The sequence below is a fragment of the Novosphingobium cyanobacteriorum genome, from assembly GCF_029436685.1.
Taxonomy (GTDB): Bacteria; Pseudomonadota; Alphaproteobacteria; order Sphingomonadales; family Sphingomonadaceae; genus Novosphingobium; species Novosphingobium cyanobacteriorum.
The window spans coordinates 54,118-75,705 of the sequence record NZ_JAROCY010000020.1; the positions used below are offsets into that span (position 1 = coordinate 54,118).

Consider the following 21,588-nt stretch of genomic DNA (forward strand, 5'->3'; position numbering starts at 1 on the left):
AGCACCGGAACCGCGATGAGCAACGTCACCCTGCAGATCGGCGGCCGCCCCTTCACCGTTTCGGCGGCTGAAGGCGAGGAAGCGCATATCGAGATGCTCGGCCGCATGATCGACGAGCGGGTAAAGCGGATGGGCGGCAACAGCCAGAGCGAGGCTCGGATGATGCTGTTCGCGGCGCTGATCCTGGCCGATGAACTGCACGAGGAGCACCGCAAGGCCCCTCCCCCACCGCCAGAACCCGTCGCCGCGCCTTCTGCCGAAGTGTCTGCCCAGGTGCTCTCCCGCATCGAGTCACTGGCCGAGCGCGTGGAAAAGCTGGCGCAAACCCTTGAGCATGCGACCTCGGCATCCTAGATGGGGTCGTGACGGGTACTGCCCGGCACGAGCCGCATGAACATCCCTGAGGCTATAAGCAATCCAAGGGGGCTGTCCCTGCCGGGACCCTGGTCCTGGATACATGGTCCCCACCTGACGTGAAGGCGTCAGAGGATTTTCCGAGCAAACGACCCATGGTGGTCCCGTCACCCACCTTCCTTCCCGCCTGGAGCAGCACGGTTTGCAGATGAAGGCCGAACTTCGCCGCAGGCTGCGCGCAGAGCGCAAGGCACATGTCGCCGCGCTGGATCCGCGCGTGGGCGCGCTGGTGATGATGCGCCCGCCCGCGCCGCTCCTGGCGCTGGTGCCGCCGGGCGCTGTCGTGGGCCTCTACTACAATTCGCCCGAAGAGACGCCCACCGGCGGCTATGCCCGCTTCCTTGTCGATGCAGGACACACAGTTGCCCTGCCGTGGTTTGCCGCACGCGATGAAGCAATGACATTCCGCACCTGGGCCTCGCCCCACGTCGACGAATTGCTGGGCATGGGGCCATACGGGCCTCAGCCATTGGCCGATGCGGCAGAGGTGACGCCCGACGTCCTGTTCGTGCCGCTGGTCGGCTTCGATGTCGAAGGCGGCCGGCTGGGCCAGGGCGGCGGCCACTATGACCGCTGGCTGGCGGCGCACCCGGATGTGCCGGCCATCGGCATGGCGTGGGATTGCCAGCTGGTCGATGCCTTGCCCCGCGAGGCGCATGACCGGCCCCTTGCCGCCGTGGTAACGCCGACGCGACTCTACGGGCCATTCTGAGGACTCATTCCGCCGTGAACGACGATTACAAGCCGACATGGCGCAAGCCGGTGGGAATCCTCGCGCTGATCACGGCGCTGATGGTCTATGCCGGAATCGTCGCGGCGCTGTCCGGCCCGCTTTCCGCGCTGCCGGTGCTGGTGCAGACACCGGTCTACCTGATCCTCGGCGTCGCCTGGCTGCTGCCGCTGCGCCGCTTCCTGATCTGGATGGAAACCGGCCGCTGGGGCTGATCTTCAAGGCTGTTGGCGATCCTGGGGGAATGGCTTAACCGTTTGCCGAAACGCGAACGGGAGAGACGCCATGCCAAGTCCAGTCGAAACGGTCGAAGCCTTCTGCGCGATGTGGGCGCAACCGGGCGGCTTTGCGCAATCGGTGCGCGACTATTTCACCGACGAGACCGACTACGAAAACGTGGGCCTATCGCACACCGTGGGCGTGGATCAGGCGCTGGCGATGATCGGGCAGTTCGAACAGGGCATGGGCCTTGCCACCATCGGCGTGGATATGCTGGAGATCGTGGCGCAGGGCGATACCGTACTGACCGAGCGGGTGGACCACATGATCAACGCCGCCGGCGAAACCTTCACCTCGATCCGCCTGATGGGCATCTTCAAGCTGCGGGACGGCAAGATCGTGCAGTGGCGTGACTACTTCGACGCATCGCCCTTCAAGGGCTGAAAAGCCGTACGTTGAGAACGACTGAGAGGGGGTTGAAGTCGACTGAGGGCGACTGAGGCGGGGTCAAGAACGCGAAAGGGCGCCCTGAGGCGCCCTTCCTGTCGCGTCTGACGTGGCGCGAGTGACGGGGCTCGAACCCGCGACCTCCGGCGTGACAGGCCGGCACTCTAACCAACTGAGCTACACCCGCGTAACGTCAAAAAAAGCGCCGTGAAGGCGCTTCCCCAAGCGGTGGCGCGAGTGACGGGGCTCGAACCCGCGACCTCCGGCGTGACAGGCCGGCACTCTAACCAACTGAGCTACACCCGCGTTTCCGCTTGGGAGCCGCGCCACTATGCCACAGTCGCGGGCCTGTCAACAATGGCCAGGACATTTTTTGCGCGGGCGTGGACAGGCCGCCCTCAGGGTATGGTTTCTGGGCCGTTTACCAAGTTTTAGCCGCCCCTGTGCGATCACGGGAACCAGAAGGCGCAAGGGGCGCTGACGGGGGCAGACGTGGCGATGGACAGGGCGATGGCCGTGTTGGCAGCAGGTGTGGCAGTGACAGCGCCCATGGCGGCGCAGGCGGCCGATGCGGTGCAGCTGGCCAGTGACGTGTTCGTGGAACGCTTCCATCCGGCGCCGGGTGGCCGCACCGCCCGCGTGCTGGAGCGCGCCGAGCGACTGCAGCCGGGCGACCGCGTGGTCTTCGTGGTCAACTGGACGGCCCGCCGCGGCAAGGACTTCACGGTGACCAACCCCCTGCCCCGCACCGTTTCCTTTCAGGGAACAGCCGGTGGCGACGAGGAAGTCTCGGTCGATGGCGGGCGCACCTGGGGCCTGCTGGACGACCTGGTGGTGCGCGAGGCCGATGGCCGGCTGCGGCACGCGGTGCCTGAGGACGTGACCCACCTGCGCTGGCGCGTGCCGGGCGCAATGGCGGCGCTGGGCAACGGGCGGATGACCTATCGCGGGATCGTGCGCTGAGCGCCGATCAGCATTTTTCGTACTTCCAGTTGCGCTTCAGCCCTTGGGCGATCCACTCGGTCGCCTGGGCAATCCGCCTGTCGCGGGTCGCATCGGTCTTCGCATCGGTGATCCATTCGAGATATTCGCGCTGCTGCGCAGGCGTGAACGCATCGAAATGAGCCTGCGCACCGGCGGCAGCGGATAGCGCCGCCGCGAAGGGTTGAGGCATGGCGATGGGAGCCTTTGGCGGCTTGCCCACCCGGGGCTTCGTTGGCGTAACTGCAGATTCCCGCAGGCGATCGACCAGCTCGGCGGGCGGCGGAAGGTCAGACAGCGCGGTGATCCGGTCAAACTGCCCCATGGCGTTGCCCTGCCGCCCCTGACCATGGATCACGAAGGCGCAATGCGCCTTGAACGCCGCCATCCCCGCCAGATTGCGCCCTTCAAGCACGAAGTGCGGCATGTTCCACTTGATCGCCTCGGCAATGCCGGGAAAGGCATCGTGAACAAGCGCGCGCAGGTGGCGCAGCACCGGCTGCGCGAACGGCGCGGCCTGATCGATATAGGCATCGACGCGGGGATCGGTTTGCGGTGCAGGCATCGTTCGCTCCCGTGAACGCGTCCCTGCCATAGCAGATCAATCGGCCAGCAGCAGCACCGGAGTTTCGATCAGCCTGCGCACCGCCTGGACAAAACTGGCGGCATCGTGGCCATCGACGACGCGGTGGTCGCAGCTGATCGAGATGTTCATCAGCTTGCGCTTTTCGATCCGCTCCCCACCCATGCCATCGGGCACGAACAAGGGCCGCTCGACGATGCGGTTGGGGCCGATGATGGCGACTTCGGGGCGGTTGATCACCGGGGTGGTGGCGATCCCGCCCAAGGGACCGAGCGAGGTGACGGTGAGCGTGGAGCCCGACAACTCGGTGGACTTGGCCGTGCCGTTGCGCGCGGCGTCGGCCAGCCGCACGATCTCGCGCGCCAGCTGCCACAGGTTCAGCGACTGGGCATCGCGGATCACCGGGACCATAAGGCCCGACGGCGTCTGCGCGGCCAGCCCCAAGTGGACCGCGCCGTAACGCGTGACGATGCCGGCTTCGTCATCGTAACGCGCGTTGATCATCGGATAGGCCGGCAGCGCACGGCAGATCGCGGTGATCAGCAGCGGCAGCATGGTGAGCTTGGGCTTGTCTCCCCGCGCATCGTTCAACTGCGCCCGCATGGCTTCGAGCGCGGTGACATCGCATTCCTCCACATAGGAGAAGTGCGGGATGTGGCGCTTGGACGCGGCCATGTTTTCGGCAATGCGGCGGCGCAGGCCGATGACCTTGATCTGCTCATCAGCGCGTGCCTTGCCGGCAGAGCCATAACCGCCCGCGCCGTTGTAGGCGAGGAACTGGTCCAGATCGGAGTGGCGGATGCGGCCTTCCTCGGACGGGCGGACCTGCGCAAGATCGATGCCGAGATCGCGGGCGCGCTGGCGCACGGCGGGGCTGGCGAGGACTTTGGCGTTGCTGACGGCTGCGCCCGGTGTCTCGACTTCGCTCGACACGAACGGGGGTCGGGGTTTGGGGTCTGGCGTTGCGCGCGGTGCTTCGACAGGCTCAGCACGAGCGGGTTCGGGTGTAGGTTCGGGTGCCGGGCTTGGTGTCTCGACTTCGCTCGAAACGAACGGTTGGGCGGGTTCGGCAGATTGAGCGGATTCCCCCTCTCCCAACCCTTTCCCCTGAGGAGGAGAGGGCTTTTCGTCCTCCCCGCCTTCGGTCTCGATAGTGACGAGGGCGCTGCCGATGGCGATCATGTCGCCCACCTCGCCGGCCACGGTCAGGATGCGGCCCGTGACCGGGCTTTCCATTTCGACCGTGGCCTTGTCGGTCATCATGTCGGCAATCGGGGCGTCTTCGCGGACCATGTCGCCCGGCTTGACGTGCCAGGCGACGATCTCGGCCTCGGCAATGCCTTCGCCGATATCGGGCAAGCGGAAAGTGTAGGTTCCCATCGGATCAGGCTTTCATCAGGCGGTCGATGGCCTCGCCAATGCGGACGGGCCCGGGGAAGTATGCCCATTCGAGGCTGTGCGGATAAGGCGTGTCGAAGCCAGTGACGCGTTCGATCGGCGCTTCGAGCGCATAGAAGCAGCGTTCCTGCACCAGCGCGGAAAGCTCGGCTCCGAAGCCGCCAGTGCGGGTGGCTTCGTGGACGATCAGGCACTTGCCGGTCTTGCGAACGGAGGCGTCGATCGTCTCGATATCCAGTGGCACCAGCGTGCGCAGGTCTATGATATCGGCATCCACGCCCTTTTCCGCGCAGACCGCCGAGGCGACATGGACCATGGTGCCATAGGCGAGCACGGTGAAATCGTTGCCCTTGCGCACGCGCCGCGCCTTGCCCAAGGGAATCGAATAGTAGCCTTCGGGCACGGCGCTGTCGGCATGCTTGGCCCAGGGTTGCACCGGGCGATCGTAATAGCCGTCGAACGGGCCGTTGTAGATGCGCTTGGGTTCGAAGAAGATCACCGGATCGTTGTCCTCGATCGCAGCGATCAGCAGGCCCTTGGCATCGTGCGGGGTGCTGGGCACCACGGTCTTGAGGCCCGCCACATGGGTGAACAGCGCCTCGGGGCTCTGGCTGTGGGTCTGCCCGCCGAAGATGCCGCCGCCAAAGGGCGAGCGCACCGTCATCGGCGCGATGAATTCCCCCGCCGAGCGATAGCGCAGCCGCGCCGCTTCGGACACCAGCTGATCAAGGCCGGGATAGATATAGTCGGCAAACTGGATTTCCGGCACGGGGCGCAGGCCATAGGCCCCCATCCCCACCGCCACGCCGATGATGCCGCATTCGCTGATCGGCGTATCGAACACGCGGGTCTTGCCATACTTCTTCTGCAGGCCGGCAGTGGCGCGGAACACGCCGCCGAAATAGCCGACATCCTCTCCCATCACGACCACGTTGGGATCGCGCTCCATCATGATGTCGAGCGCGTCGTTGATCGCCTCGATCATGTTGAGGTTGCGGGTCGGCGCGTCAGACAGGCTCACGGGGGCTTCTTCCAGCATCACGATGCCCTCCACGGTTCGTCTTCGGACCAGTCAGGCCATTTGATGCGGCGTTCGCGAATGGCCTGTTCGCTCTGTTCCTTGAGGTGCCAGGGCAGTTCCTCGAACACATCTTCGAACATGGTGTGGAAGGGGTGGTGCAGACCGTGGCCAAGCACGCCGTTCTTCTCCGCCTCCTTGGTGGCGGCCTTCACCTGTTCGACCAGTTCCGCATCCATCGCCTCGTGCGCCTCGTCCGACCATTCGCCCAGGGCGACGAGGTGGCGCTTCAGGCGGTTGATCGGATCGCCCAGCGGCCATTCGCTGCGTTCCTGCGCGGAGCGGTACTGGCCCGGATCGTCAGAGGTGGAATGCCCTTCGGCGCGATAGGTGAAGTGTTCGATCAGCGTGGGCCCGGCATTGGCGCGGGCGCGGTCTGCCGCCCAGCGCGACGCGGCATAGACCGCCAGCGGATCGTTGCCATCCACCCGTAGGCCCGCGACGCCATAGCCGATGGCGCGGGCGGCAAAGGTGGTGCGTTCCGCCCCGGCGAACCCCGAAAAGCTGGAGATGGCCCACTGGTTGTTGACCACGTTGAAGACCACCGGCGCATTATAGACCGTGGCGAAGGTGAGCGCGGAGTGGAAATCCCCCTCTGCCGAGGACCCTTCACCGATCCAGGCGGCGGCGATGCGGCTGTCCCCCTTGATCGCGCTGGCCATGGCCCAGCCCACGGCCTGGGGATACTGTGTGGCGAGGTTGCCCGAGATGGTGAAGAACGAGGCTTCACGCGCCGAATACATGATCGGCAGCTGGCGGCCCTTCAGCTTGTCCGCCCGGTTGGAGTAGATCTGGTTGATCATCTCAACCAGCGGGTAGCCGCGCGAGATCAGGATGCCCTGCTGGCGATAACTGGGAAAGACCATGTCATCGGGCGCGAGCGCCATGGCGGGGGCGACCGAGGTCGCCTCTTCCCCCGTGCACTTCATGTAGAAGCTGGTCTTGCCCTGGCGCTGGCCGCGATACATGCGATCGTCAAAGGCGCGGGTGAGCGCCATGGTGCGCAGCATGCGGCGCAGGGTTTCGGCATCGAGGCCGGGGTTCCACGGGCCGACGGCGCGATCGTCTTCGCCCAGCACCCGGATCAGGTCGAAGCACAGGGGCTGCGTTTCGGCAGCGGGGCAGCGTTCATCGGGCCGCGGCTGTGCGCCGGCGGGCGGGATGGCGATGTGGCTGTAATCCACCGCATCGCCCGGGCGGAAGCGCGGTTCGGGCACGTGGAGCGACAGCGGCGGCAGGTTGCTTCGGCCGGACGCGGTCATGCTAGAGCCTCTGGAAACGCCTTCATCTGACTCTCCCGCGCGCCGATCCGGAGAGAATCAGGCGACGCATTGTTTTAGACGAGAGAAATAATATTACTCTCGACTTTCCGAGTCAATCAAGGGCGTCAGACCGCCACGGGCGCCGCGATGTGCGCCTGCGGGGCATAGCCGGTCACCTCGAAATCCTCGATCCGGTAACCGAAGATACTATCGGGCCGGCGCGTGATGGCAAGGCGCGGAGAGCCCGCAGGTTCCCGCGAAAGTTGCGCCTCAACCAGATCGGCATGGTTGAGATAGAGATGGGTATCACCGCCCATCCACACCAGTTCGCCCGGTTCAAGATCGCACTGCTGGGCCAGCAGGCGGATGAACAGCGCCGCGCCCCACAGGTTGAACGGCAGGCCCAGAGCCACGTCGCAGCTGCGCTGGTACAGCACGCCCGACAGGCGGTTGCCGGCGACGTGGAACTGGTAGGTCTTGTGGCAGGGCGGCAGGGCCATGCCGTCAAGCTCGGCCACGTTCCAGCCTTCCACGATATGGCGGCGGCTGCCGGGGTTGGTGCGCAGCGAATGGACGAGATCGGCGACCTGGTTCACGCCCTGCGCACGGCGCGTGAACAGCCCCTCGCCCGCAGGTTCATAGACCGGCCAATCCACCCACTGCTTGCCATAGACCGGACCCAGATCACCCCACTGCGCGGCGAAGGCTTCATCGGCGACGATGCACCTGGAAAAGTCCTCGCGGCTGATCTGGTCGCCGGTTTCGCGCCGATAGCGGTCGAGCGGCCAGTCGGTCCAGATCTCCACGCCCTGTGCGCAGAGGTTGCGGATGTTGGTATCACCGGTGAGAAACCACAGGAATTCGCGCGTGGCGGTTTTCCAATAGACCCGCTTGGTGGTGAGCAGCGGCACCTGGCCATCGGACAGATCGAACCGCAGCGTGGCGCCGAAGACCGAGCGGGTGCCGATGCCGGTGCGGTCCACGCGCTCGTCACCCTGCGTCCAGATCTCGCGCATCAGGTTCAGGTATTGCTGCTCGTAATGCGGGGTGGCCATGGCCGGACTCTAGACAAGAACACATCGCGTCGCAAAGCCGGCCGGCCTGCGCGCCTTGTGCAAAACTTTTCAAAAGCCCGCTTGCCACCTGCACAACCCGACCGTATAGGGCGCCCCTGCCTTGCAGCCGGGTGACCGGCAGCGGATCGGTCGGGGAATAGCTCAGCCTGGTAGAGCACTGTCTTCGGGAGGCAGGGGCCGGAGGTTCGAATCCTCTTTCCCCGACCATTTCCACGCAAGCGCATGAAAAGGCGACCTTCGGGTCGCCTTTTTGCGTTGGGCCGCGTGGAACCTGCGGCGCGGACAGGCCGTTTCCCACCAAACGGCAATTCGCCGTGACAGGAGACCGTCCCATGCCGAACCGAGGCCAGACACCAAGCCATACCGACGCCATCGCCCTGCTGAAGGCCGACCATCGCAAGGTGGAAGAATTGTTCGCCAAGTTCGAAAGCGCCAGCGATGCCAAGAAGGGGGACATCGCCCGCCAGATCTGCGACGAGCTGAAGATCCACACGATGATCGAGGAAGAGATCTTCTACCCCGCGCTGAAGGGCAAGATCGAGGAAGAGACCTGGACCGAAGCCTTCGTGGAACATGACGGGGCCAAGGTGCTGGTGAACGACATCATGGCCAGCAGCCCCGAGGACGATTTCTTCGACGCCAAGGTGAAGGTGCTTTCGGAAGAGATCAAGCACCACGTGCATGAGGAAGAGGCGCGCGGGGATGGCATGTTCTCGCAGGCGCGCGAGGCGGGCGTGGACCTGGTGGCGCTGCGCGACCAGATGCTGGCGCGCAAGCAGGAGCTGATGGGTATGGCCAAGGACGGCGCCCTGCCCCCTGCGCAAGTCAGCGTGGTGACGCTGGCGGCCTAAAGCGCCAGCAGGCCGGTTGCGATCGTGAGGCCACCCAGGCCGAGCGAGAGCGACCGGCGCAGCGCCCGCCAGCCGCTGGGCGGCCCACGCCACAGTGCGCGGTCAACCAAGTGCGACAGGGCGATGCACAGCCCCAGCACCACGAGTTGCGGCCCCGGCCAGGTCCAGCCGACCATCCACGGAAACCACAGGCCCAACGCGATCAGGCTGGGCATCACGGCCGCGAACAGCGCCCAGCGTGGTGTTTCCGGCCGGGCAATGGCGATGCCCCACCATATGCCGCCAAGGAAGCTGAAGATCAGCGCAGCATAGGCATAGGCGAGTGCCAGCGCGGTCCAGCCGGCGGGGCCGCCCTTGAGCACCGCCAGCAGGAAAGCCGCTTGCGGAAGGAGCCCGGCGTAACCGAGCGGGCGGGCGTCGAGAGCGAGCTTGTGCATCAGGCCAGTTAACCCCCGGCGCGCGGAAAAGCGCCCTGCCCGCGCGGGCAATCAGCCACCGCGCAGCAGCTGCACGCCCCAATCGCGTTCGAACAAGTAAAGCAGCACCCGCGCCGCTTCTCCGCGTGGCGAGGAGAGGCCGCCATCGCGCTCCATCAGCAGGCGGGCATCGTCATGGGCCAGTGGCAGCAGCTTGGCGATCTGTTCGAAGCTGGCGACGCGGAACGGCGTATCGCCCGACTGGCGCGTGCCGAGCAGTTCGCCACCGCCCCGCAGCCGCAAGTCTTCCTCGGCAAGGCGGAAGCCGTCCTGCGTCTCGCGCATCAGGGCCAGCCGTTCGCGCCCGACTTCGGACAGGGCATCGCCGCGCAGCAGCAGGCAGGTGGAAGCCTGCGAGCCGCGCCCGACGCGCCCGCGCAGTTGGTGCAGCTGGGCCAAGCCGAACCGTTCGGCCTGTTCGATCACCATCAGCGTGGCATTGGGCACGTCCACGCCGACCTCGATCACCGTGGTGGCAACCAGCACCTTGGCGTCGCCGTTAGCGAACCGCTCCATCGCCGCGTCCTTCGCCTCAGGCCGCAGCTGGCCGTGGACGAGCACGACATCGTCACCGAAGCGCGCCTTGAGCGTTTCGTAGCGCATCTCGGCGGCGGCAAGGTCCTCGGTCTCGTGCTCGCGCACCATCGGGCAGACCCAATAGGCCTGCGCCCCCTTGGCAACGTGCCGGGCGAGACCCTCCACCACGTCCGCCAGCCGCTCCTGCGCGATCACGCGGGTGTCGATCGCCTGGCGTCCCGGCGGCATCTCGTCGAGCCGCGACACGTCCATCTCGCCATACTGCGCCAGCGTGAGCGTGCGCGGGATCGGCGTGGCCGTCATGGCCAGGCAGTGTGGCGTCCGCCGAGCCTTCTGCGTGAGCATCAAGCGCTGGCCCACGCCGAAGCGGTGCTGTTCATCGATCACCACGAGGCCGAGATTGCGATAGGACACGCTGTCCTGAAAGATCGCGTGGGTGCCTACGCAGATCTGGATAGAGCCGTCCATCAACCCCATCAGGATCGATTCGCGCGCCCTGCCCTTATCCCGCCCGGTGAGAAGCTGGACGTTCACGCCCGTGCCCGCGACCATGCGGGTCAGCGTTTCGGCATGCTGGCGGGCAAGAATTTCGGTCGGTGCCAGAAGCGCCGCCTGCGCGCCCGCCTCAACCGCAACCAGCATGGCGTTGAGCGCCACCGCCGTCTTGCCCGAGCCGACATCGCCCTGGAGCAGCCGCAGCATCGGCGCGCCCTGCTGCAGATCGCCTTCGATCTCTGCAATGGCGCGTTGCTGGGCTCCGGTGAGCGCGAACGGCAGGTTCAGTTTGGCGCGGAGGCGTCCATCGCCCAGCAGCGGGGTGCCGGTGCGGCTGCGATTGCTGGCGCGCACCAGCATCAGCGCCAGCGCATTGGCGAGCAGTTCGTCATAGGCCAGGCGATCGCGTGCGGCCTCGTGCGTGCCCTTGTGCGCCTCGACCAGCGCCTCGCTCCAGCTGGGCCAGCCCATGCGGTCGAGCAGGCCCGGCTCGATCCATTCGGGCATGCGGGGCAGATGCGCGAGCGCCTGATGCACCAGCGCCTGGATGCGCCCCTGCGTCAGCCCTTCGGACAGCGGATAGACCGGCTCGTTCAGCGTAGCGAGCAGGCCGGCGCTGTCTTCGCTGACGTGTTCGGGATGGACGATCTGCAGCCCCTGCCCGAACTGGTCGATACGCCCGGCGACCCAGCGTTTCTCGCCCGTGGGCAGCAGCTTCTTCGCGCTGTAGGAAGCGCGGCCGAAATAGACGAGCGCGATCACGTTGCCGATGGCGTCTTCCGCCAGCACGCGGAACGGCCCGCGCCCGCTGGAAGAGCGGTGTTCACGAATGGTGAGCGCGACGACGACGTTCTCGCCCACGCTGGCTTCGTCGAGGTTCGCAACTGCCCTGCGCGTGACGAAGCGATCGGGCAGGTGATAGGCGAGATCGCGCAGGCGGGTGAGGCCGAGCTTTTCCAGCGGCCGCGCCAGCCCCGGCCCCACGCCCTTCAGGCCTGCGGTTTCGGCAAACAGAGGGTTGAGCAGGTCCGGCCTCATGGTGCGGCTTCATAGCCACGGCCGGCGCAATTCGCCACTGCCCCCTGCCCGTTTTGACACAGCGCATGGAAGCGCGCGGCAAAGGCGCTTCAATCGGTTCTCAAGAGCAAGAAGGAGAACACAATGCTGCTTCCCCATGGAACGGTGGTTGCCGTTGTCGACGGCAAGACCTGGGATCTCTGGCGCAATGCCGGCAACGAGGCCGCGCCCGAGCTGGCCCGCATCGAGACGCCCGCGCTGGTGGAGCACAATCACAGCTCAGGCGGCAGCCATGCCTCTCCGCACCAGCAGGACGAGACCGCGCATGCCACGGCGGTGGCCGATTGGCTGGGCCGGCAGGTGGGCGGACACAAGATCGAACAGCTGGTGGTGATTGCACCACCCAAGACGCTGGGCGAGCTGCGCCACCACTGGTCAAAGCCGGTGCAGAACGCGCTGTCGGCCGAGATCGCCAAGGACATGGTGGGCCGCCAGCCTGCCGACGTTCTGGCGGCGCTTCGGGGCAGGTGAAGCGCCGCGCGCATCCCGGCGGCGGGGGGAAGGACGACCGCCGGGATGCGAATGGCCTATCGGTGCAGTGCCCTTGAGTCGCGGGCCGCAATCGCCTAACCGCGCGCAGATGATCGAGCCCGCCCGTCTTGCCCGCCTGAAGTTCCGCGCCTGGCACAGGGGCACGCGCGAGGCCGACTACATGATCGGCTGCTTCTTCGACCGGTTTCACAAGGACTGGAGCGAGGAGCAGGTCAGCTGGTTCGAACGGCTGATCGACGAGGAAGACGTGGACATCATGGGTTGGGCGCTGGGCACGCTGTCCATTCCGCCCGAATATGCCGGGCCGATGATGGACGCCATGCGCAAGCTGGACTACGTCGAAATTCCGCGCTGAGGCGTGGAACGACGCTAGCACCCGCTTCATTCCCCAGCCATGGCCGACATCTCCCGCATCCTTTCCGCCACTTCGCCGCTGACCCTGTCCTCCGTGGCGCGCGGAGCGCAGCCACTGGTGCTGGCAGACCTTGCCCGCGCCGCTGCCACGAAGACGGGCACGCCGCGCACGGTGTTCATCGCCGCCGACGACACGGCAATGCGTGCGGTGACCGAGAGCGCGGCGTTCTTTGCCCCCGAGCTGGAAGTGATCGAGTTTCCGGCGTGGGACTGCCTTCCGTTCGACCGTGCTTCGCCCGCGCTCAGCGCCAGCTCGCGGCGGCTCAGCGCGCTGCAGCGGCTGCAGTGGAAGCGTGAGGGGCCGCAGCTTTTCGTCACGACGATCAATGCTGTTCTGCAGCGGGCGCTGACCCCGTTCCGCATCCGCGAATCCACCCGCCTGCTGAAGCCCGGCATGGAGATCGGACGCGAAAGCCTGATCGCGCTGTTGCAGCGGCAGGGCTATGCGCGGACCGACACCGTGGTCGATTCCGGCGAATACGCGGTGCGCGGATCGGTGTTCGACATCTATCCAAGCGGGCTGGACCACGGGCTGAGGCTGGATTTCTTCGGTGACGAGCTGGAGACGCTGCGCCTGTTCGACCCGAACACGCAGCGCAGCGTGCAGCCGGTGGAAACGCACCTGCTGCTGCCGGCTAGCGAGGCGCTGCTTGATGAGGACAGCATCAAGCGCTTTCGCAGCCGCTATCGCGAGATGTTCGGCGCGAATGCCACCGGCGATCCGCTGTACCAGGCAGTGAGCGACGGGCGGCGGCTGGCAGGCATGGAACACTGGCTGCCGTTGTTCGAGGACCGGCTGGTCACGCTGTTCGACCACTTGGCCGAAGGCGATCTGGTGGTGCTGGATTCGGCAGCGGCGAAGGCTGCGGAATCGCGCCTTTCCGACATTGCCGATTACCATCAGGCGCGTGTGGAAAGTGCATCGCGCTCACCCGGCAGCTATCGCCCGCTGAGCGAGACGGCGCTGTACCTGGGCAAGGACGAATTCGAGCAGGCGCTGGCCGGCTGGCCGGTGCACCGCATGTCCATATTCGCAGAGCCGGAATCGGGCCGCGCGGTGGACTTCGGCTTTACCGGCAGCCACGACTTTGCGCCTGACCGCGCGCAGGGCAACAATGTCTATGAAGCGGCAGCCAAGCATCTGGCGGCGTTGGGCACGCGCGGGCTGAAACCGATCGTGGCGGCCTACACCGCCGGTTCGCGCGCGCGATTGGCCAGCCTGCTGGGTGAAGCGGGCAAGAGTGCGCCGGCGCTGGCGGATACATGGCAGGAGGCACTGGGCCTTGCCGCAAAGGGCAAGCCGGTGGCGGTGGTGCTGCCGCTGGAAAGCGGCTTTGCCAACGAAGAACTGGAGCTGCTGACCGAGCAGGACATCCTGGGTGACCGGCTGGTCCGCCGCAAGAAGAAGCGCAAGGATGCGGACGCGTTCCTGGCCGAGCTTTCCGCGCTCAATCCCGGCGATCTGGTGGTCCACATGGAGCACGGCATCGGGCGCTATATCGGGCTGGAAGCCGTGGCGGTGGGTGACAGCCCGCACGATTGCGTGCAGCTGGAATATGCCGGTGGCGACAAGCTCTACATCCCGGTCGAAAATCTCGACGTCCTTTCACGCTATGGCAACGAAAACGACGCCGTCGCGCTCGACAGGCTGGGTGGCGAGGCGTGGCAGCGGCGCAAGGCCCGCATGCGCGAGCGCATCCTGGAGATGGCCGGACAGCTGATGGCGACGGCGGCACTGCGCGCATTGCGGCAGGCCGACGTGATGGCGGTCGATCCCGCCAGCTACGGCCCCTTCGTCGACCGCTTCCCCTGGGACGAGACCGAGGACCAGGAACGCGCCATCGACGACGTTCTGGGCGACATGGTCGATGGCAAGCCGATGGACCGGCTGGTCTGCGGCGATGTGGGCTTCGGCAAGACCGAGGTGGCGCTGCGCGCCGCGTTCGTGGCCGCAATGGCGGGCAAGCAGGTGGCCGTGATCGCGCCGACGACGCTGCTGGCGCGCCAGCACTATGCCGCGTTCCGTGATCGCTTCGCCGGTTTTCCCATTGAGATCGGCCGGCTGAGCCGGCTGGTGCCGGGCAAGGAAGCGACAGAGACCAAGGCGGGCCTTGCCGACGGCACGGTGGACATCGTGATCGGCACGCACGCGCTGCTTTCCAAGTCCGTCGCCTTCAAGCGGCTGGGACTGGTGATCGTGGACGAGGAACAGCGCTTTGGCGTCTCCCACAAGGAAAAGCTGAAGGAACTGAAGGCCGACGTCCATGTGTTGACGCTCACGGCCACGCCGATCCCGCGCACGCTGCAGATGGCGATGAGCGGCCTGCGCGAGCTGTCCACCATCCAGACCCCGCCGGTCGATCGCCTTGCCGTGCGCACTTATGTGATGCCGTGGGACGACATGGTGATGCGCGAGGCGCTGCTGCGCGAGCACCAGCGCGGAGGGCAGAGCTTCATCGTGGTGCCGCGCATTGCCGACATGCCCGAGCTGGAAGAATGGCTGCGGCTTAACGTGCCGGAGATCCGCGCCGTTTCCGCCCATGGCCAGATGAGCCCGACCGAGGTCGAGGACCGCATGGGCGCGTTCTACGAGAAGAAGTACGAGGTGCTGCTGTCCACCACCATCGTGGAAAGTGGCATCGACATTCCGTCGGCCAACACCATGATCCTGCACCGCGCGGACCGCTTCGGCCTTGCCCAGCTGTACCAGCTGCGCGGGCGCGTGGGGCGTGGCAAGCTGCGTGCCTATGCCTACCTCACCTATCCCGAGGACCAGGCCCTATCCGAGATTGCGGAAAAGCGGCTGAAGGTATTGGGCGACCTGGATTCGCTGGGTGCCGGCTTCCAGCTGGCCAGCCATGACCTGGATCTGCGCGGTGCTGGCAACCTGCTGGGCGACGAACAATCGGGCCACATCAAGGAAGTGGGCTTCGAACTCTACCAGTCGATGCTGGAGGACGCGATCCTCGCGGCCAAGGCGGGCGACATGGCCATGTTCAAGGAACGTGACAGCCTGAGCCCGCAGATCACGGTGGATGCGCCAATCCTCATCCCCGAGGACTATGTGCCCGACCTGGCCGTGCGCATGGCGCTCTATCGCCGCATGAACGACGCCGAAGGGCCCGATGCGGTGGAAGCGCTGGCCGCGGAAATGATCGACCGCTTCGGCCCCCTGCCCGGCCCGACGCAGAACCTGCTGCGCCTGATCGAGATCAAGCGACAGGCGATCGAGGCACGCATCGCCAAGATCGACGTGGGCGCAAAGGGTGCGCTGGTATCCTTCCACAACGACGACTTCCCCGATCCGATGGGCCTGATCGGCTATGTCGAGCGGCTGAACGGCGTGGCCAAGCTGCGGCCCGACAACAAGCTGGTGATCCAGCGCGCCTGGGGTTCGGCCGAGGCGCGGCTCAACGGGCTGGTGCAGCTGACCAAGGGTCTTTCCGCCATCGCGCGGCGGGCGGTGAAGAAGGCCGCCTAGGCCGTCAGGCCGAGGAACTCGCCCGGGGTGATCGGGCCGGAGCGGAGGAAGCCCTGGAAGATGTCTGCGCCTTCTTCGCGCAGGACAGCCAGCTGCGCCTCGTCCTCCACGCCTTCGGCAATGACCTTGAGGTCCAGCGCGCGCGACATCGCGATCATCGCGCGCAGGATCACCCGATCGCGCGGATCGTGGGCGATGTCCTTCACCAGCGAACGATCGAGCTTCAGTGCATCGAGCGGCAGTGCCTTCAAGGCACGGAAGTTGGAGAAGCCGGTGCCGAAATCGTCGAGCGCGACATGGACGCCATCGGCCGCCAGTTCGCGCAGTGCGGCGGCGCAGGCCTCGAAGTCCGAAATCAGCGTCTGCTCGGTAATCTCCAGGGTCAGCGCGGTCGGTGGAAAGCCGGTATCCGCCACCACGCGCTGGATCGTGCCTGCGAAATCCCCCACTGCAAAATCCTCGGCAGTCACGTTAAGGGAAAGCCGCAGGTTGGCTGGCCAAGCCGATCCCATCGCCAACGCCCGACGCGCGATGTGGCGCGAAAGCTGCGAGACATGGTCCCCCCTGTCGGCCACGGCGAAAAGGGTCTCCGCTCCGATCAGGCCGTACGACGGGTGATCCCACCGCGCCAGCGCCTCTCCGCCCGCCAGTTCCCCGGTCGCGACATCGAATTGCGGCTGGAAGAGGATGGCGATCTCGTCACGATGCAGCGCGCCGAGCAGGTCACCCTCCAGCTTGGCCGCGCTGCGCCCGCGCGCGGAATGGCTGCCGTCGGCCCACAGGACGCGCCGCCCCCTGCCCCGCTGCAGCGCCTCTGCCGCCTGATCGAGCCTGTCCAGCAGGGCCGCGCCCGGCTCACCCGGCAGACCGCGCAGCAAGGCGGTGCGCGGGGCGAGCGTCAACCGTTCGCCATCCACCGCCAGCGGCCTTGCCACGGTGCGGCCCAGCGCCTCGGCCAGGAACTGCCAGCGTTCGCGGCTCAGCGCCTGTCGGGACGCGACGAGGAATTCGCCGCCCGCCGTGCGCGCCACCACCGATTGCGGCCCCAGCTGGCCTTCCACGAAATCGCTGATGCGCCGCGCCACCTCAACCAGCACGCGATCGCCGCCAGCCTTGCCATAGGCGAGGTTCACCGCCTGCAGCCGCTGCAGGCTGACCAGCATGGCCTGCACGAAACCGGATGTGCCCGCAGCATCGAGCCATGCACGCGCCGTGGCGATCCCGCCCAGCCCGGTCAGGACATCACGATCCTCGGCGGTGAATACGACGCCTTCCCTCATCACCCCAGCGCATAATCCAGATACGCGGCGAATGCATCATGCCGGATAAGGATCATCCCCGTCCTTTTCCCGTTGCACCGCAATGGGGCGGTCCATACACCCTGCACCGTCATCGTGGTAGCAACGGCAAGAGGACGCGAATTTCCATGACAACCTACAAGCGTCTGGCGCTGGTCGCGTCCACGGCAGAGCGCGCGCAGGAAGCCGAAAGCCAGCTGCGCGCATCGCGCGAATGGGTGCCGCTGGAAGAGGCCGACGCAGTCGTCGCCCTGGGTGGCGACGGGCTGATGCTGCAGGTGCTGCACCAGATGCTGGACAGCAGCCGTATTCTTCCGGTGTTCGGGCTGAACCGTGGTACGGTCGGCTTCCTGATGAACAAGTTCAAATCCAGCCGCAGCCTGGAAGAACGCATGGAGAAAGCGCGCAAGGTGGCCGTTTCCCCCCTTCACATGGAGGCGGTGACGAATACCGGCGAGACCGAGACGTGCTTTGCCATCAATGAAGTCTCGCTGCTGCGCGAGACGCGCCAGAGTGCCAAGCTGGAAGTTTCGGTTAATGACAAGGTGCGCCTGCAGGAGATGATCTGCGACGGCGTGCTGGTGGCCACGCCCGCCGGATCGACCGCCTACAACCTTTCCGCCAATGGCCCGATCCTGCCCATGGGATCGAAGATGCTGGCGCTTACTCCGATCTCGCCTTTCCGCCCGCGTCGCTGGCGTGGCGCGATCCTGCCCGAAAGCGCGCAGATCACCTTCCGCGCCCGCGAATCCGTGAAGCGCCCGGTGCTGGTGGTGGCTGACCAGAAGGAAGTGCGCGATGTGAAGGAGGTGCGGGTGAAGGCCTGGCCCGAGCATCAGCTGACCTTGCTGTTCGATCGCGGCCAGAGCCTCGACGAACGCATCTTTGCCGAACAGTTCGCGGTATAGGCACACAGTCCGCGATAATGGCAGGCTGTGGAAAAAACAGCGCTTGCCAATCCGGATTCGCCTGTTATTAGCGCGCTCCTGCCCCGGGAGACCGGGGCTGCTCCCTGATAGCTCAGCGGTAGAGCACTCGACTGTTAATCGAGCGGCCGTAGGTTCGAATCCTACTCAGGGAGCCAATTCCTTCATATTTAGCGCGGAAAATCGGCCACTTAGGCTAGAGCTGCACAAATCTTCCCCACACAATTCCCCACATCACACTTTGGTTGCCTGTGTTTTTGGGTGGCCCGTGATGCACAGTGGTCTAACCCCGCGTCTAGCCGGGGCCAGGCGTCGGGGCATCGAAATGCGCCCACGCCAAGAGAGCGAGTAGACCAAGAGCTATCCAGTCTAACTCGCTATTGACCGGGTGGACCCACATGGCTGCCACCTGAAGCGGGACGGCTGACACGAGACCGAATGTTTGGAACATGTGCCGACTGTAGGCTTCGCCCCGCTTGCTCATTCCCACCCCAATCTTTGCGGATTCGGCAGATGTTATGGCCTTTCTCTCGCATCGGGAACGTCAATTCGCAGCCGCCGCATGAGGGGCGGTCAACCTAACGCCAATGAGGCCCAGGCGGGACAATCTCGCGCGCGCGCGCGATGTGTTCGGATTGTCCGGCCTCCCGACCACGTTGGCAAATCGGCAAACCACCCTTTTCCTGTGTATGGCCTCCAGTTGGGTGCGAAACATGGCGAAGCCAAAAAGCGACCTGAACTCGTCAGGTCGTGAAGCTATAATAGCGATTCCGCTCGAGTAAGACCCTACTCGCCGCGTTGAGGTAATCACCCTCAAAGCTGTGCGCAGGCAGGATGCAGTAAGAGACGCTACCGGTCATGTAAGCCTCATTGCTGTGAATATCGCGATAAAGCACTGCAATCGCGATCACAGTCCGCTCGACAAGCGGCGCGGCGATCTCCTCACCGGTGTCAAAGCGCACGAATGGCCCGCTAAAGTGTTGCCCACCGGATAGCCTGCGCTCTTCACCCGGAAAGACCGGAGCTTCTGAACTGATGTCCGGATTGCCTTTCCTGCGCAGGATTTGCTCTATGACCTTTGGATCAAATCCCTGTCGGCTCGTCCCGATCACTACTGCAATGTTGGCATTGATTGCCGGGCGCTCCCCATAATTTTTGACCGATATATTGAAGGTGAACGAACGGTGTTGTGGTCCGCCGTCGTGCTGCCCGGGATGCACCATTGCTTCGTGGCCCAACTCCAGACTTAGCCAAGGTCGCTGAGAGGTCAATGCAATCCGGTTGGCCTCTTCTACGCGGTAGATTGCGAGGCGGCTTTGCATGATCGTCACGATCAGCCCCACCACCCCAAAGCAGGTGGGCCAAAAAGCCAGCATGGCCCAGAACGCGCTGTCCTCGGCCGCATTAGCAGCTCGCCACTGTGCGCACAGATCGCTTTCGCCTTGGCCTTTGGGGTCCTCGCATGGACGGCGAAACTCTACCTCGGCTGCAAAGTTTTGCGTTTTCCCAGACGGCTCCAGCTTAACCGGCTTGTCTGCAGCATATCGATAAGCCTCATACCGTTGTGCTCTTGGCAGGTGGCAGAAATACCAACCAGCAAAGAACGACCATCCTGCAAGCGCCGCAAGGCAAGCCAGCACGATAACGCTTCGATTACCTGTCTGCATTGAGCCCCGCTGCGCCCCCGCTTTCTCTCTGGCGGTTGTCGCTGAAGGCCTGCCTCATGTCCATCACCACCCGTCGGCGCAAAGTCCGCTCACGGGTTCACCACCCTGTCACTCTGCGCCACGGCCATACGTCGGTTCAATGCGCCATGGATATCGCGGGCAATTCCCCGGGCGTCGGTGGCCTTCGTGTTCACCACGATATTGCCGTTAAGCGTCAAACCCGATCGCGGCGCGCTATGCCGAGCGAAGGCGCGGTGCATGTCCTTCAAGTCGGAGTGATTGCGCCGGCCTCCGGTGAATCCTTCATGCACTGACATCGCGCGAGCAAGGTCCGCCAGCTGGTCGGGTCGGACGCGCTGGTTTGCTCCGATGCCGGTAAGCTTCGACACGTGGGAGACATAAGCCCCGACGTCGTTCTCGCTCGGCGGTGCCCAGGTGGAAATGATGCTCCACAGCGTGTCCTTCCCCTTACGCAGGTAGCCCCCGAGAAGGGCCTGCATAGCCGCATAGCCATGATCCGGGGACGCAAAACGGGCAAACCCCCGGTCACCGCGGCCAACATAGCCCGGCTGGCGACGAGCAAAGTCGCCATCTCGGATGTTGCCGGGGTTGTTGTTTCGATCGGCCAGCGACTTGCCAGAGCCAGGCTTAGATGGCGGGTCTAACATCCCGCCGTTGTCGCGGTGCCAGCCGATGATGCCAAAGGGGTCAAGGAAAGACGGCCCGCCCGGTTTCGCCTTTACCGGGGCATCGCCATGCGACCCGCCAAGCCAGCTATCGAGCCAGTTCGCGATGCGCTCAAGTGCAGGTGTTAGCCGCTTCACCAGCAGGTCCTGTAGCTTGACCATCGACTGCTGAAACTTCTCGGTTTCCTCGGCGAGCTTTTTCTGCCCCTCCGTGTCCTTCTCGAAACGGCGGATCAGATCGTCAATCTGGGACTGCCCTTTCTGGAGAAGGAAAACGGCCGACTGGGGAAGGCCAATTTGCTGGAGCAGCCCGGCATACATCGTCGGGTCCATCTTTCCAGAGGCCCCCGCGAGCTTGGAAAGAATGGAGCCAGGATCAGCACTGCGGAGGTCACCGCCCGTGATGCCCAGCCGACCATACACTGCCATCTGATCCGGGCTCATCTGCCCCATGCGGAAAGCATTCTTGGCGCTCTGGATCGATTGCAGCGCAGAATCGGCCGCCTGCGCACCGCCCGCAGGATCCACCTCACGCATGGCCATACGCCAGGCGTAAATTTTCTGCTGCGTCATCCCGAGCACGCTTCCCAGCCGGTCGGCAGCCAGTGCGGTGGTCATGAGGTTTCCCGCGAACCCGAGCACAGAGCGGGCGCCCATGAACGCCAGGCCGAGCCCGATGACCTCCCGGCTTACCCCCTTGAGCGTCTCGCCTGCGCGCTTGCCGGCGCGCTCAATGTCGTCGAATGCGCGCTTTGAATCCTCCCGCACGCGCCTGTTGCCTGCCTCGATGCGCTTCTGGGCCTCGTCATAGCCCTTCGTGTCGATGCCAAAAGTGACGACGAATGCGTCGATGATGTGAGCGCCCATGCAAACCTCCAAGGTGTAACCTCAGGGTAGCAGGCGAGCCGACCGGCTGGCGCATTGTGTCTCAACAGGAAAACTGAACCAATGCGCCATTGCCGACTGAGCCTGCTCGACACGCTCCCCTTGGCAGGTCATC

At 65.2% G+C, this 21,588-nt stretch carries 20 protein-coding genes and 4 tRNA genes; 12 read left to right on the top strand and 12 right to left on the bottom strand.

The annotated features are described in order from the left end of the window. Positions 1-15 precede the first annotated feature (15 nt). The 4 genes from POM99_RS17810 (at position 16) to POM99_RS17825 (ending at position 1,807) form a co-directional block, all read left to right on the top strand. The gene (locus POM99_RS17810) at positions 16-354 is read left to right on the top strand and encodes a cell division protein ZapA (RefSeq protein ID WP_277279868.1); all 339 of its coding nucleotides are present in this window, start codon (positions 16-18) and stop codon (positions 352-354) included. A gap of 208 nt (positions 355-562) precedes the next feature. Continuing rightward, on the top strand, positions 563-1,126 hold the full coding sequence (locus POM99_RS17815) for a 5-formyltetrahydrofolate cyclo-ligase (RefSeq protein ID WP_277279869.1): 564 nt from the start codon (positions 563-565) through the stop codon (positions 1,124-1,126). Positions 1,127-1,140: 14 nt separating this feature from the next. Next, entirely contained in the window at positions 1,141-1,359 is a 219-nt protein-coding gene (locus tag POM99_RS17820) for a DUF2842 domain-containing protein (RefSeq protein WP_277279872.1), read from the top strand. A 70-nt stretch (positions 1,360-1,429) separates the two neighbouring features. Continuing rightward, entirely contained in the window at positions 1,430-1,807 is a 378-nt protein-coding gene (locus tag POM99_RS17825; protein WP_277279874.1) for a limonene-1,2-epoxide hydrolase family protein, read from the top strand. A 113-nt stretch (positions 1,808-1,920) separates the two neighbouring features. Here the strand turns inward: POM99_RS17825 and POM99_RS17830 are convergent. Both POM99_RS17830 and POM99_RS17835 read right to left on the bottom strand, forming a co-directional pair. Continuing rightward, positions 1,921-1,997: transfer RNA gene (locus POM99_RS17830), tRNA-Asp, on the bottom strand. A gap of 42 nt (positions 1,998-2,039) precedes the next feature. Continuing rightward, positions 2,040-2,116: transfer RNA gene (locus POM99_RS17835), tRNA-Asp, on the bottom strand. A 204-nt stretch (positions 2,117-2,320) separates the two neighbouring features. On the opposite strand from POM99_RS17835, the gene POM99_RS17840 reads away from it, so the two are divergent. Further along, on the top strand, positions 2,321-2,773 hold the full coding sequence (locus POM99_RS17840) for a hypothetical protein (protein WP_277279876.1): 453 nt from the start codon (positions 2,321-2,323) through the stop codon (positions 2,771-2,773). Positions 2,774-2,780: 7 nt separating this feature from the next. Here POM99_RS17840 and POM99_RS17845 read toward each other — a convergent pair whose 3' ends face one another. The 5 genes from POM99_RS17845 to thyA all read right to left on the bottom strand — a co-directional run bounded on the left by POM99_RS17845 (position 2,781) and on the right by thyA (position 8,167). Continuing rightward, positions 2,781-3,356, bottom strand: coding sequence for a YdeI/OmpD-associated family protein (locus POM99_RS17845; RefSeq protein WP_277279878.1), 576 nt, complete (start codon positions 3,354-3,356; stop codon positions 2,781-2,783). 36 nt (positions 3,357-3,392) lie between these two features. After that, positions 3,393-4,754: a dihydrolipoamide acetyltransferase family protein gene (locus POM99_RS17850; protein ID WP_277279880.1), complete on the bottom strand. Its 1,362-nt coding sequence runs from the start codon at positions 4,752-4,754 to the stop codon at positions 3,393-3,395. Positions 4,755-4,758: 4 nt separating this feature from the next. Continuing rightward, on the bottom strand, positions 4,759-5,811 hold the full coding sequence (locus tag POM99_RS17855) for an alpha-ketoacid dehydrogenase subunit beta (RefSeq protein ID WP_277279882.1): 1,053 nt from the start codon (positions 5,809-5,811) through the stop codon (positions 4,759-4,761). Beyond that, on the bottom strand, positions 5,811-7,112 hold the full coding sequence (locus tag POM99_RS17860; RefSeq protein ID WP_277279884.1) for a 3-methyl-2-oxobutanoate dehydrogenase (2-methylpropanoyl-transferring) subunit alpha: 1,302 nt from the start codon (positions 7,110-7,112) through the stop codon (positions 5,811-5,813). Before POM99_RS17860 ends, POM99_RS17855 begins: the two co-directional genes overlap by 1 nt. A gap of 125 nt (positions 7,113-7,237) precedes the next feature. After that, the gene (gene thyA, locus POM99_RS17865) at positions 7,238-8,167 is read right to left on the bottom strand and encodes a thymidylate synthase (RefSeq protein WP_277279885.1); all 930 of its coding nucleotides are present in this window, start codon (positions 8,165-8,167) and stop codon (positions 7,238-7,240) included. Positions 8,168-8,318: 151 nt separating this feature from the next. Between thyA and POM99_RS17870 the strand changes: the two genes are divergently transcribed. Next, positions 8,319-8,395: transfer RNA gene (locus tag POM99_RS17870), tRNA-Pro, on the top strand. 125 nt (positions 8,396-8,520) lie between these two features. Beyond that, positions 8,521-9,039 carry a hemerythrin domain-containing protein gene (locus tag POM99_RS17875; RefSeq protein WP_277279887.1) on the top strand — a complete coding sequence of 173 codons (519 nt, stop codon included), beginning with the start codon at positions 8,521-8,523 and terminating at the stop codon, positions 9,037-9,039. Here POM99_RS17875 and POM99_RS17880 read toward each other — a convergent pair. Further along, positions 9,036-9,476, bottom strand: coding sequence for a DUF3429 domain-containing protein (locus POM99_RS17880; protein WP_277279889.1), 441 nt, complete (start codon positions 9,474-9,476; stop codon positions 9,036-9,038). The two genes, POM99_RS17875 and POM99_RS17880, sit on opposite strands and share 4 nt — an antisense overlap. A gap of 51 nt (positions 9,477-9,527) precedes the next feature. Next, positions 9,528-11,585: an ATP-dependent DNA helicase RecG gene (gene recG, locus POM99_RS17885; RefSeq protein WP_277279891.1), complete on the bottom strand. Its 2,058-nt coding sequence runs from the start codon at positions 11,583-11,585 to the stop codon at positions 9,528-9,530. Positions 11,586-11,708: 123 nt separating this feature from the next. Between recG and POM99_RS17890 the strand changes: the two genes are divergently transcribed. From POM99_RS17890 to mfd, 3 genes are all read left to right on the top strand, one after another. Then, positions 11,709-12,095 (top strand): baeRF12 domain-containing protein, encoded by a 387-nt coding sequence (locus POM99_RS17890; protein ID WP_277279893.1) that lies wholly within the window; start codon positions 11,709-11,711, stop codon positions 12,093-12,095. A gap of 109 nt (positions 12,096-12,204) precedes the next feature. Further along, entirely contained in the window at positions 12,205-12,471 is a 267-nt protein-coding gene (locus tag POM99_RS17895; RefSeq protein WP_277279895.1) for an FAD assembly factor SdhE, read from the top strand. 39 nt (positions 12,472-12,510) lie between these two features. Next, the gene (gene mfd, locus POM99_RS17900) at positions 12,511-16,011 is read left to right on the top strand and encodes a transcription-repair coupling factor (protein WP_277279897.1); all 3,501 of its coding nucleotides are present in this window, start codon (positions 12,511-12,513) and stop codon (positions 16,009-16,011) included. Here the strand turns inward: mfd and POM99_RS17905 are convergent. Next, a complete protein-coding gene (locus POM99_RS17905) occupies positions 16,008-17,291 on the bottom strand; it encodes a bifunctional diguanylate cyclase/phosphodiesterase (protein WP_277279899.1) in 1,284 nt (427 codons plus the stop codon). The two genes, mfd and POM99_RS17905, sit on opposite strands and share 4 nt — an antisense overlap. Before the next feature lie 146 nt (positions 17,292-17,437). Between POM99_RS17905 and POM99_RS17910 the strand changes: the two genes are divergently transcribed. After that, on the top strand, positions 17,438-18,217 hold the full coding sequence (locus tag POM99_RS17910) for an NAD kinase (RefSeq protein WP_277279901.1): 780 nt from the start codon (positions 17,438-17,440) through the stop codon (positions 18,215-18,217). A gap of 101 nt (positions 18,218-18,318) precedes the next feature. Further along, positions 18,319-18,393: transfer RNA gene (locus POM99_RS17915), tRNA-Asn, on the top strand. A 585-nt stretch (positions 18,394-18,978) separates the two neighbouring features. Here the strand turns inward: POM99_RS17915 and POM99_RS17920 are convergent. Together POM99_RS17920 and POM99_RS17925 are read right to left on the bottom strand one after the other, a co-directional pair. Beyond that, positions 18,979-19,902 (bottom strand): hypothetical protein, encoded by a 924-nt coding sequence (locus POM99_RS17920; RefSeq protein ID WP_277279903.1) that lies wholly within the window; start codon positions 19,900-19,902, stop codon positions 18,979-18,981. Between the two features lie 89 nt (positions 19,903-19,991). Further along, the gene (locus POM99_RS17925) at positions 19,992-21,455 is read right to left on the bottom strand and encodes a hypothetical protein (protein WP_277279904.1); all 1,464 of its coding nucleotides are present in this window, start codon (positions 21,453-21,455) and stop codon (positions 19,992-19,994) included. Between the last annotated feature and the right edge of the window lie 133 nt (positions 21,456-21,588).

What these genes read in the sequence shown, in the direction of transcription:
- POM99_RS17810 (WP_277279868.1), top strand. Translation starts at nt 16, where the DNA reads ATGAGCAACGTCACCCTGCAGATCGGCGGCCGCCCCTTCACCGTTTCG.
- POM99_RS17815 (WP_277279869.1), top strand. Translation starts at nt 563, where the DNA reads ATGAAGGCCGAACTTCGCCGCAGGCTGCGCGCAGAGCGCAAGGCACAT.
- POM99_RS17825 (WP_277279874.1), top strand. Translation starts at nt 1,430, where the DNA reads ATGCCAAGTCCAGTCGAAACGGTCGAAGCCTTCTGCGCGATGTGGGCG.
- POM99_RS17840 (WP_277279876.1), top strand. Translation starts at nt 2,321, where the DNA reads ATGGCCGTGTTGGCAGCAGGTGTGGCAGTGACAGCGCCCATGGCGGCG.
- POM99_RS17845 (WP_277279878.1), bottom strand. Translation starts at nt 3,356, where the DNA reads ATGCCTGCACCGCAAACCGATCCCCGCGTCGATGCCTATATCGATCAG.
- POM99_RS17850 (WP_277279880.1), bottom strand. Translation starts at nt 4,754, where the DNA reads ATGGGAACCTACACTTTCCGCTTGCCCGATATCGGCGAAGGCATTGCC.
- POM99_RS17855 (WP_277279882.1), bottom strand. Translation starts at nt 5,811, where the DNA reads ATGCTGGAAGAAGCCCCCGTGAGCCTGTCTGACGCGCCGACCCGCAAC.
- POM99_RS17860 (WP_277279884.1), bottom strand. Translation starts at nt 7,112, where the DNA reads ATGACCGCGTCCGGCCGAAGCAACCTGCCGCCGCTGTCGCTCCACGTG.
- thyA (WP_277279885.1), bottom strand. Translation starts at nt 8,167, where the DNA reads ATGGCCACCCCGCATTACGAGCAGCAATACCTGAACCTGATGCGCGAG.
- POM99_RS17875 (WP_277279887.1), top strand. Translation starts at nt 8,521, where the DNA reads ATGCCGAACCGAGGCCAGACACCAAGCCATACCGACGCCATCGCCCTG.
- POM99_RS17880 (WP_277279889.1), bottom strand. Translation starts at nt 9,476, where the DNA reads ATGCACAAGCTCGCTCTCGACGCCCGCCCGCTCGGTTACGCCGGGCTC.
- recG (WP_277279891.1), bottom strand. Translation starts at nt 11,585, where the DNA reads ATGAGGCCGGACCTGCTCAACCCTCTGTTTGCCGAAACCGCAGGCCTG.
- POM99_RS17890 (WP_277279893.1), top strand. Translation starts at nt 11,709, where the DNA reads ATGCTGCTTCCCCATGGAACGGTGGTTGCCGTTGTCGACGGCAAGACC.
- POM99_RS17895 (WP_277279895.1), top strand. Translation starts at nt 12,205, where the DNA reads ATGATCGAGCCCGCCCGTCTTGCCCGCCTGAAGTTCCGCGCCTGGCAC.
- mfd (WP_277279897.1), top strand. Translation starts at nt 12,511, where the DNA reads ATGGCCGACATCTCCCGCATCCTTTCCGCCACTTCGCCGCTGACCCTG.
- POM99_RS17905 (WP_277279899.1), bottom strand. Translation starts at nt 17,291, where the DNA reads ATGAGGGAAGGCGTCGTATTCACCGCCGAGGATCGTGATGTCCTGACC.
- POM99_RS17910 (WP_277279901.1), top strand. Translation starts at nt 17,438, where the DNA reads ATGACAACCTACAAGCGTCTGGCGCTGGTCGCGTCCACGGCAGAGCGC.
- POM99_RS17920 (WP_277279903.1), bottom strand. Translation starts at nt 19,902, where the DNA reads ATGCAGACAGGTAATCGAAGCGTTATCGTGCTGGCTTGCCTTGCGGCG.
- POM99_RS17925 (WP_277279904.1), bottom strand. Translation starts at nt 21,455, where the DNA reads ATGGGCGCTCACATCATCGACGCATTCGTCGTCACTTTTGGCATCGAC.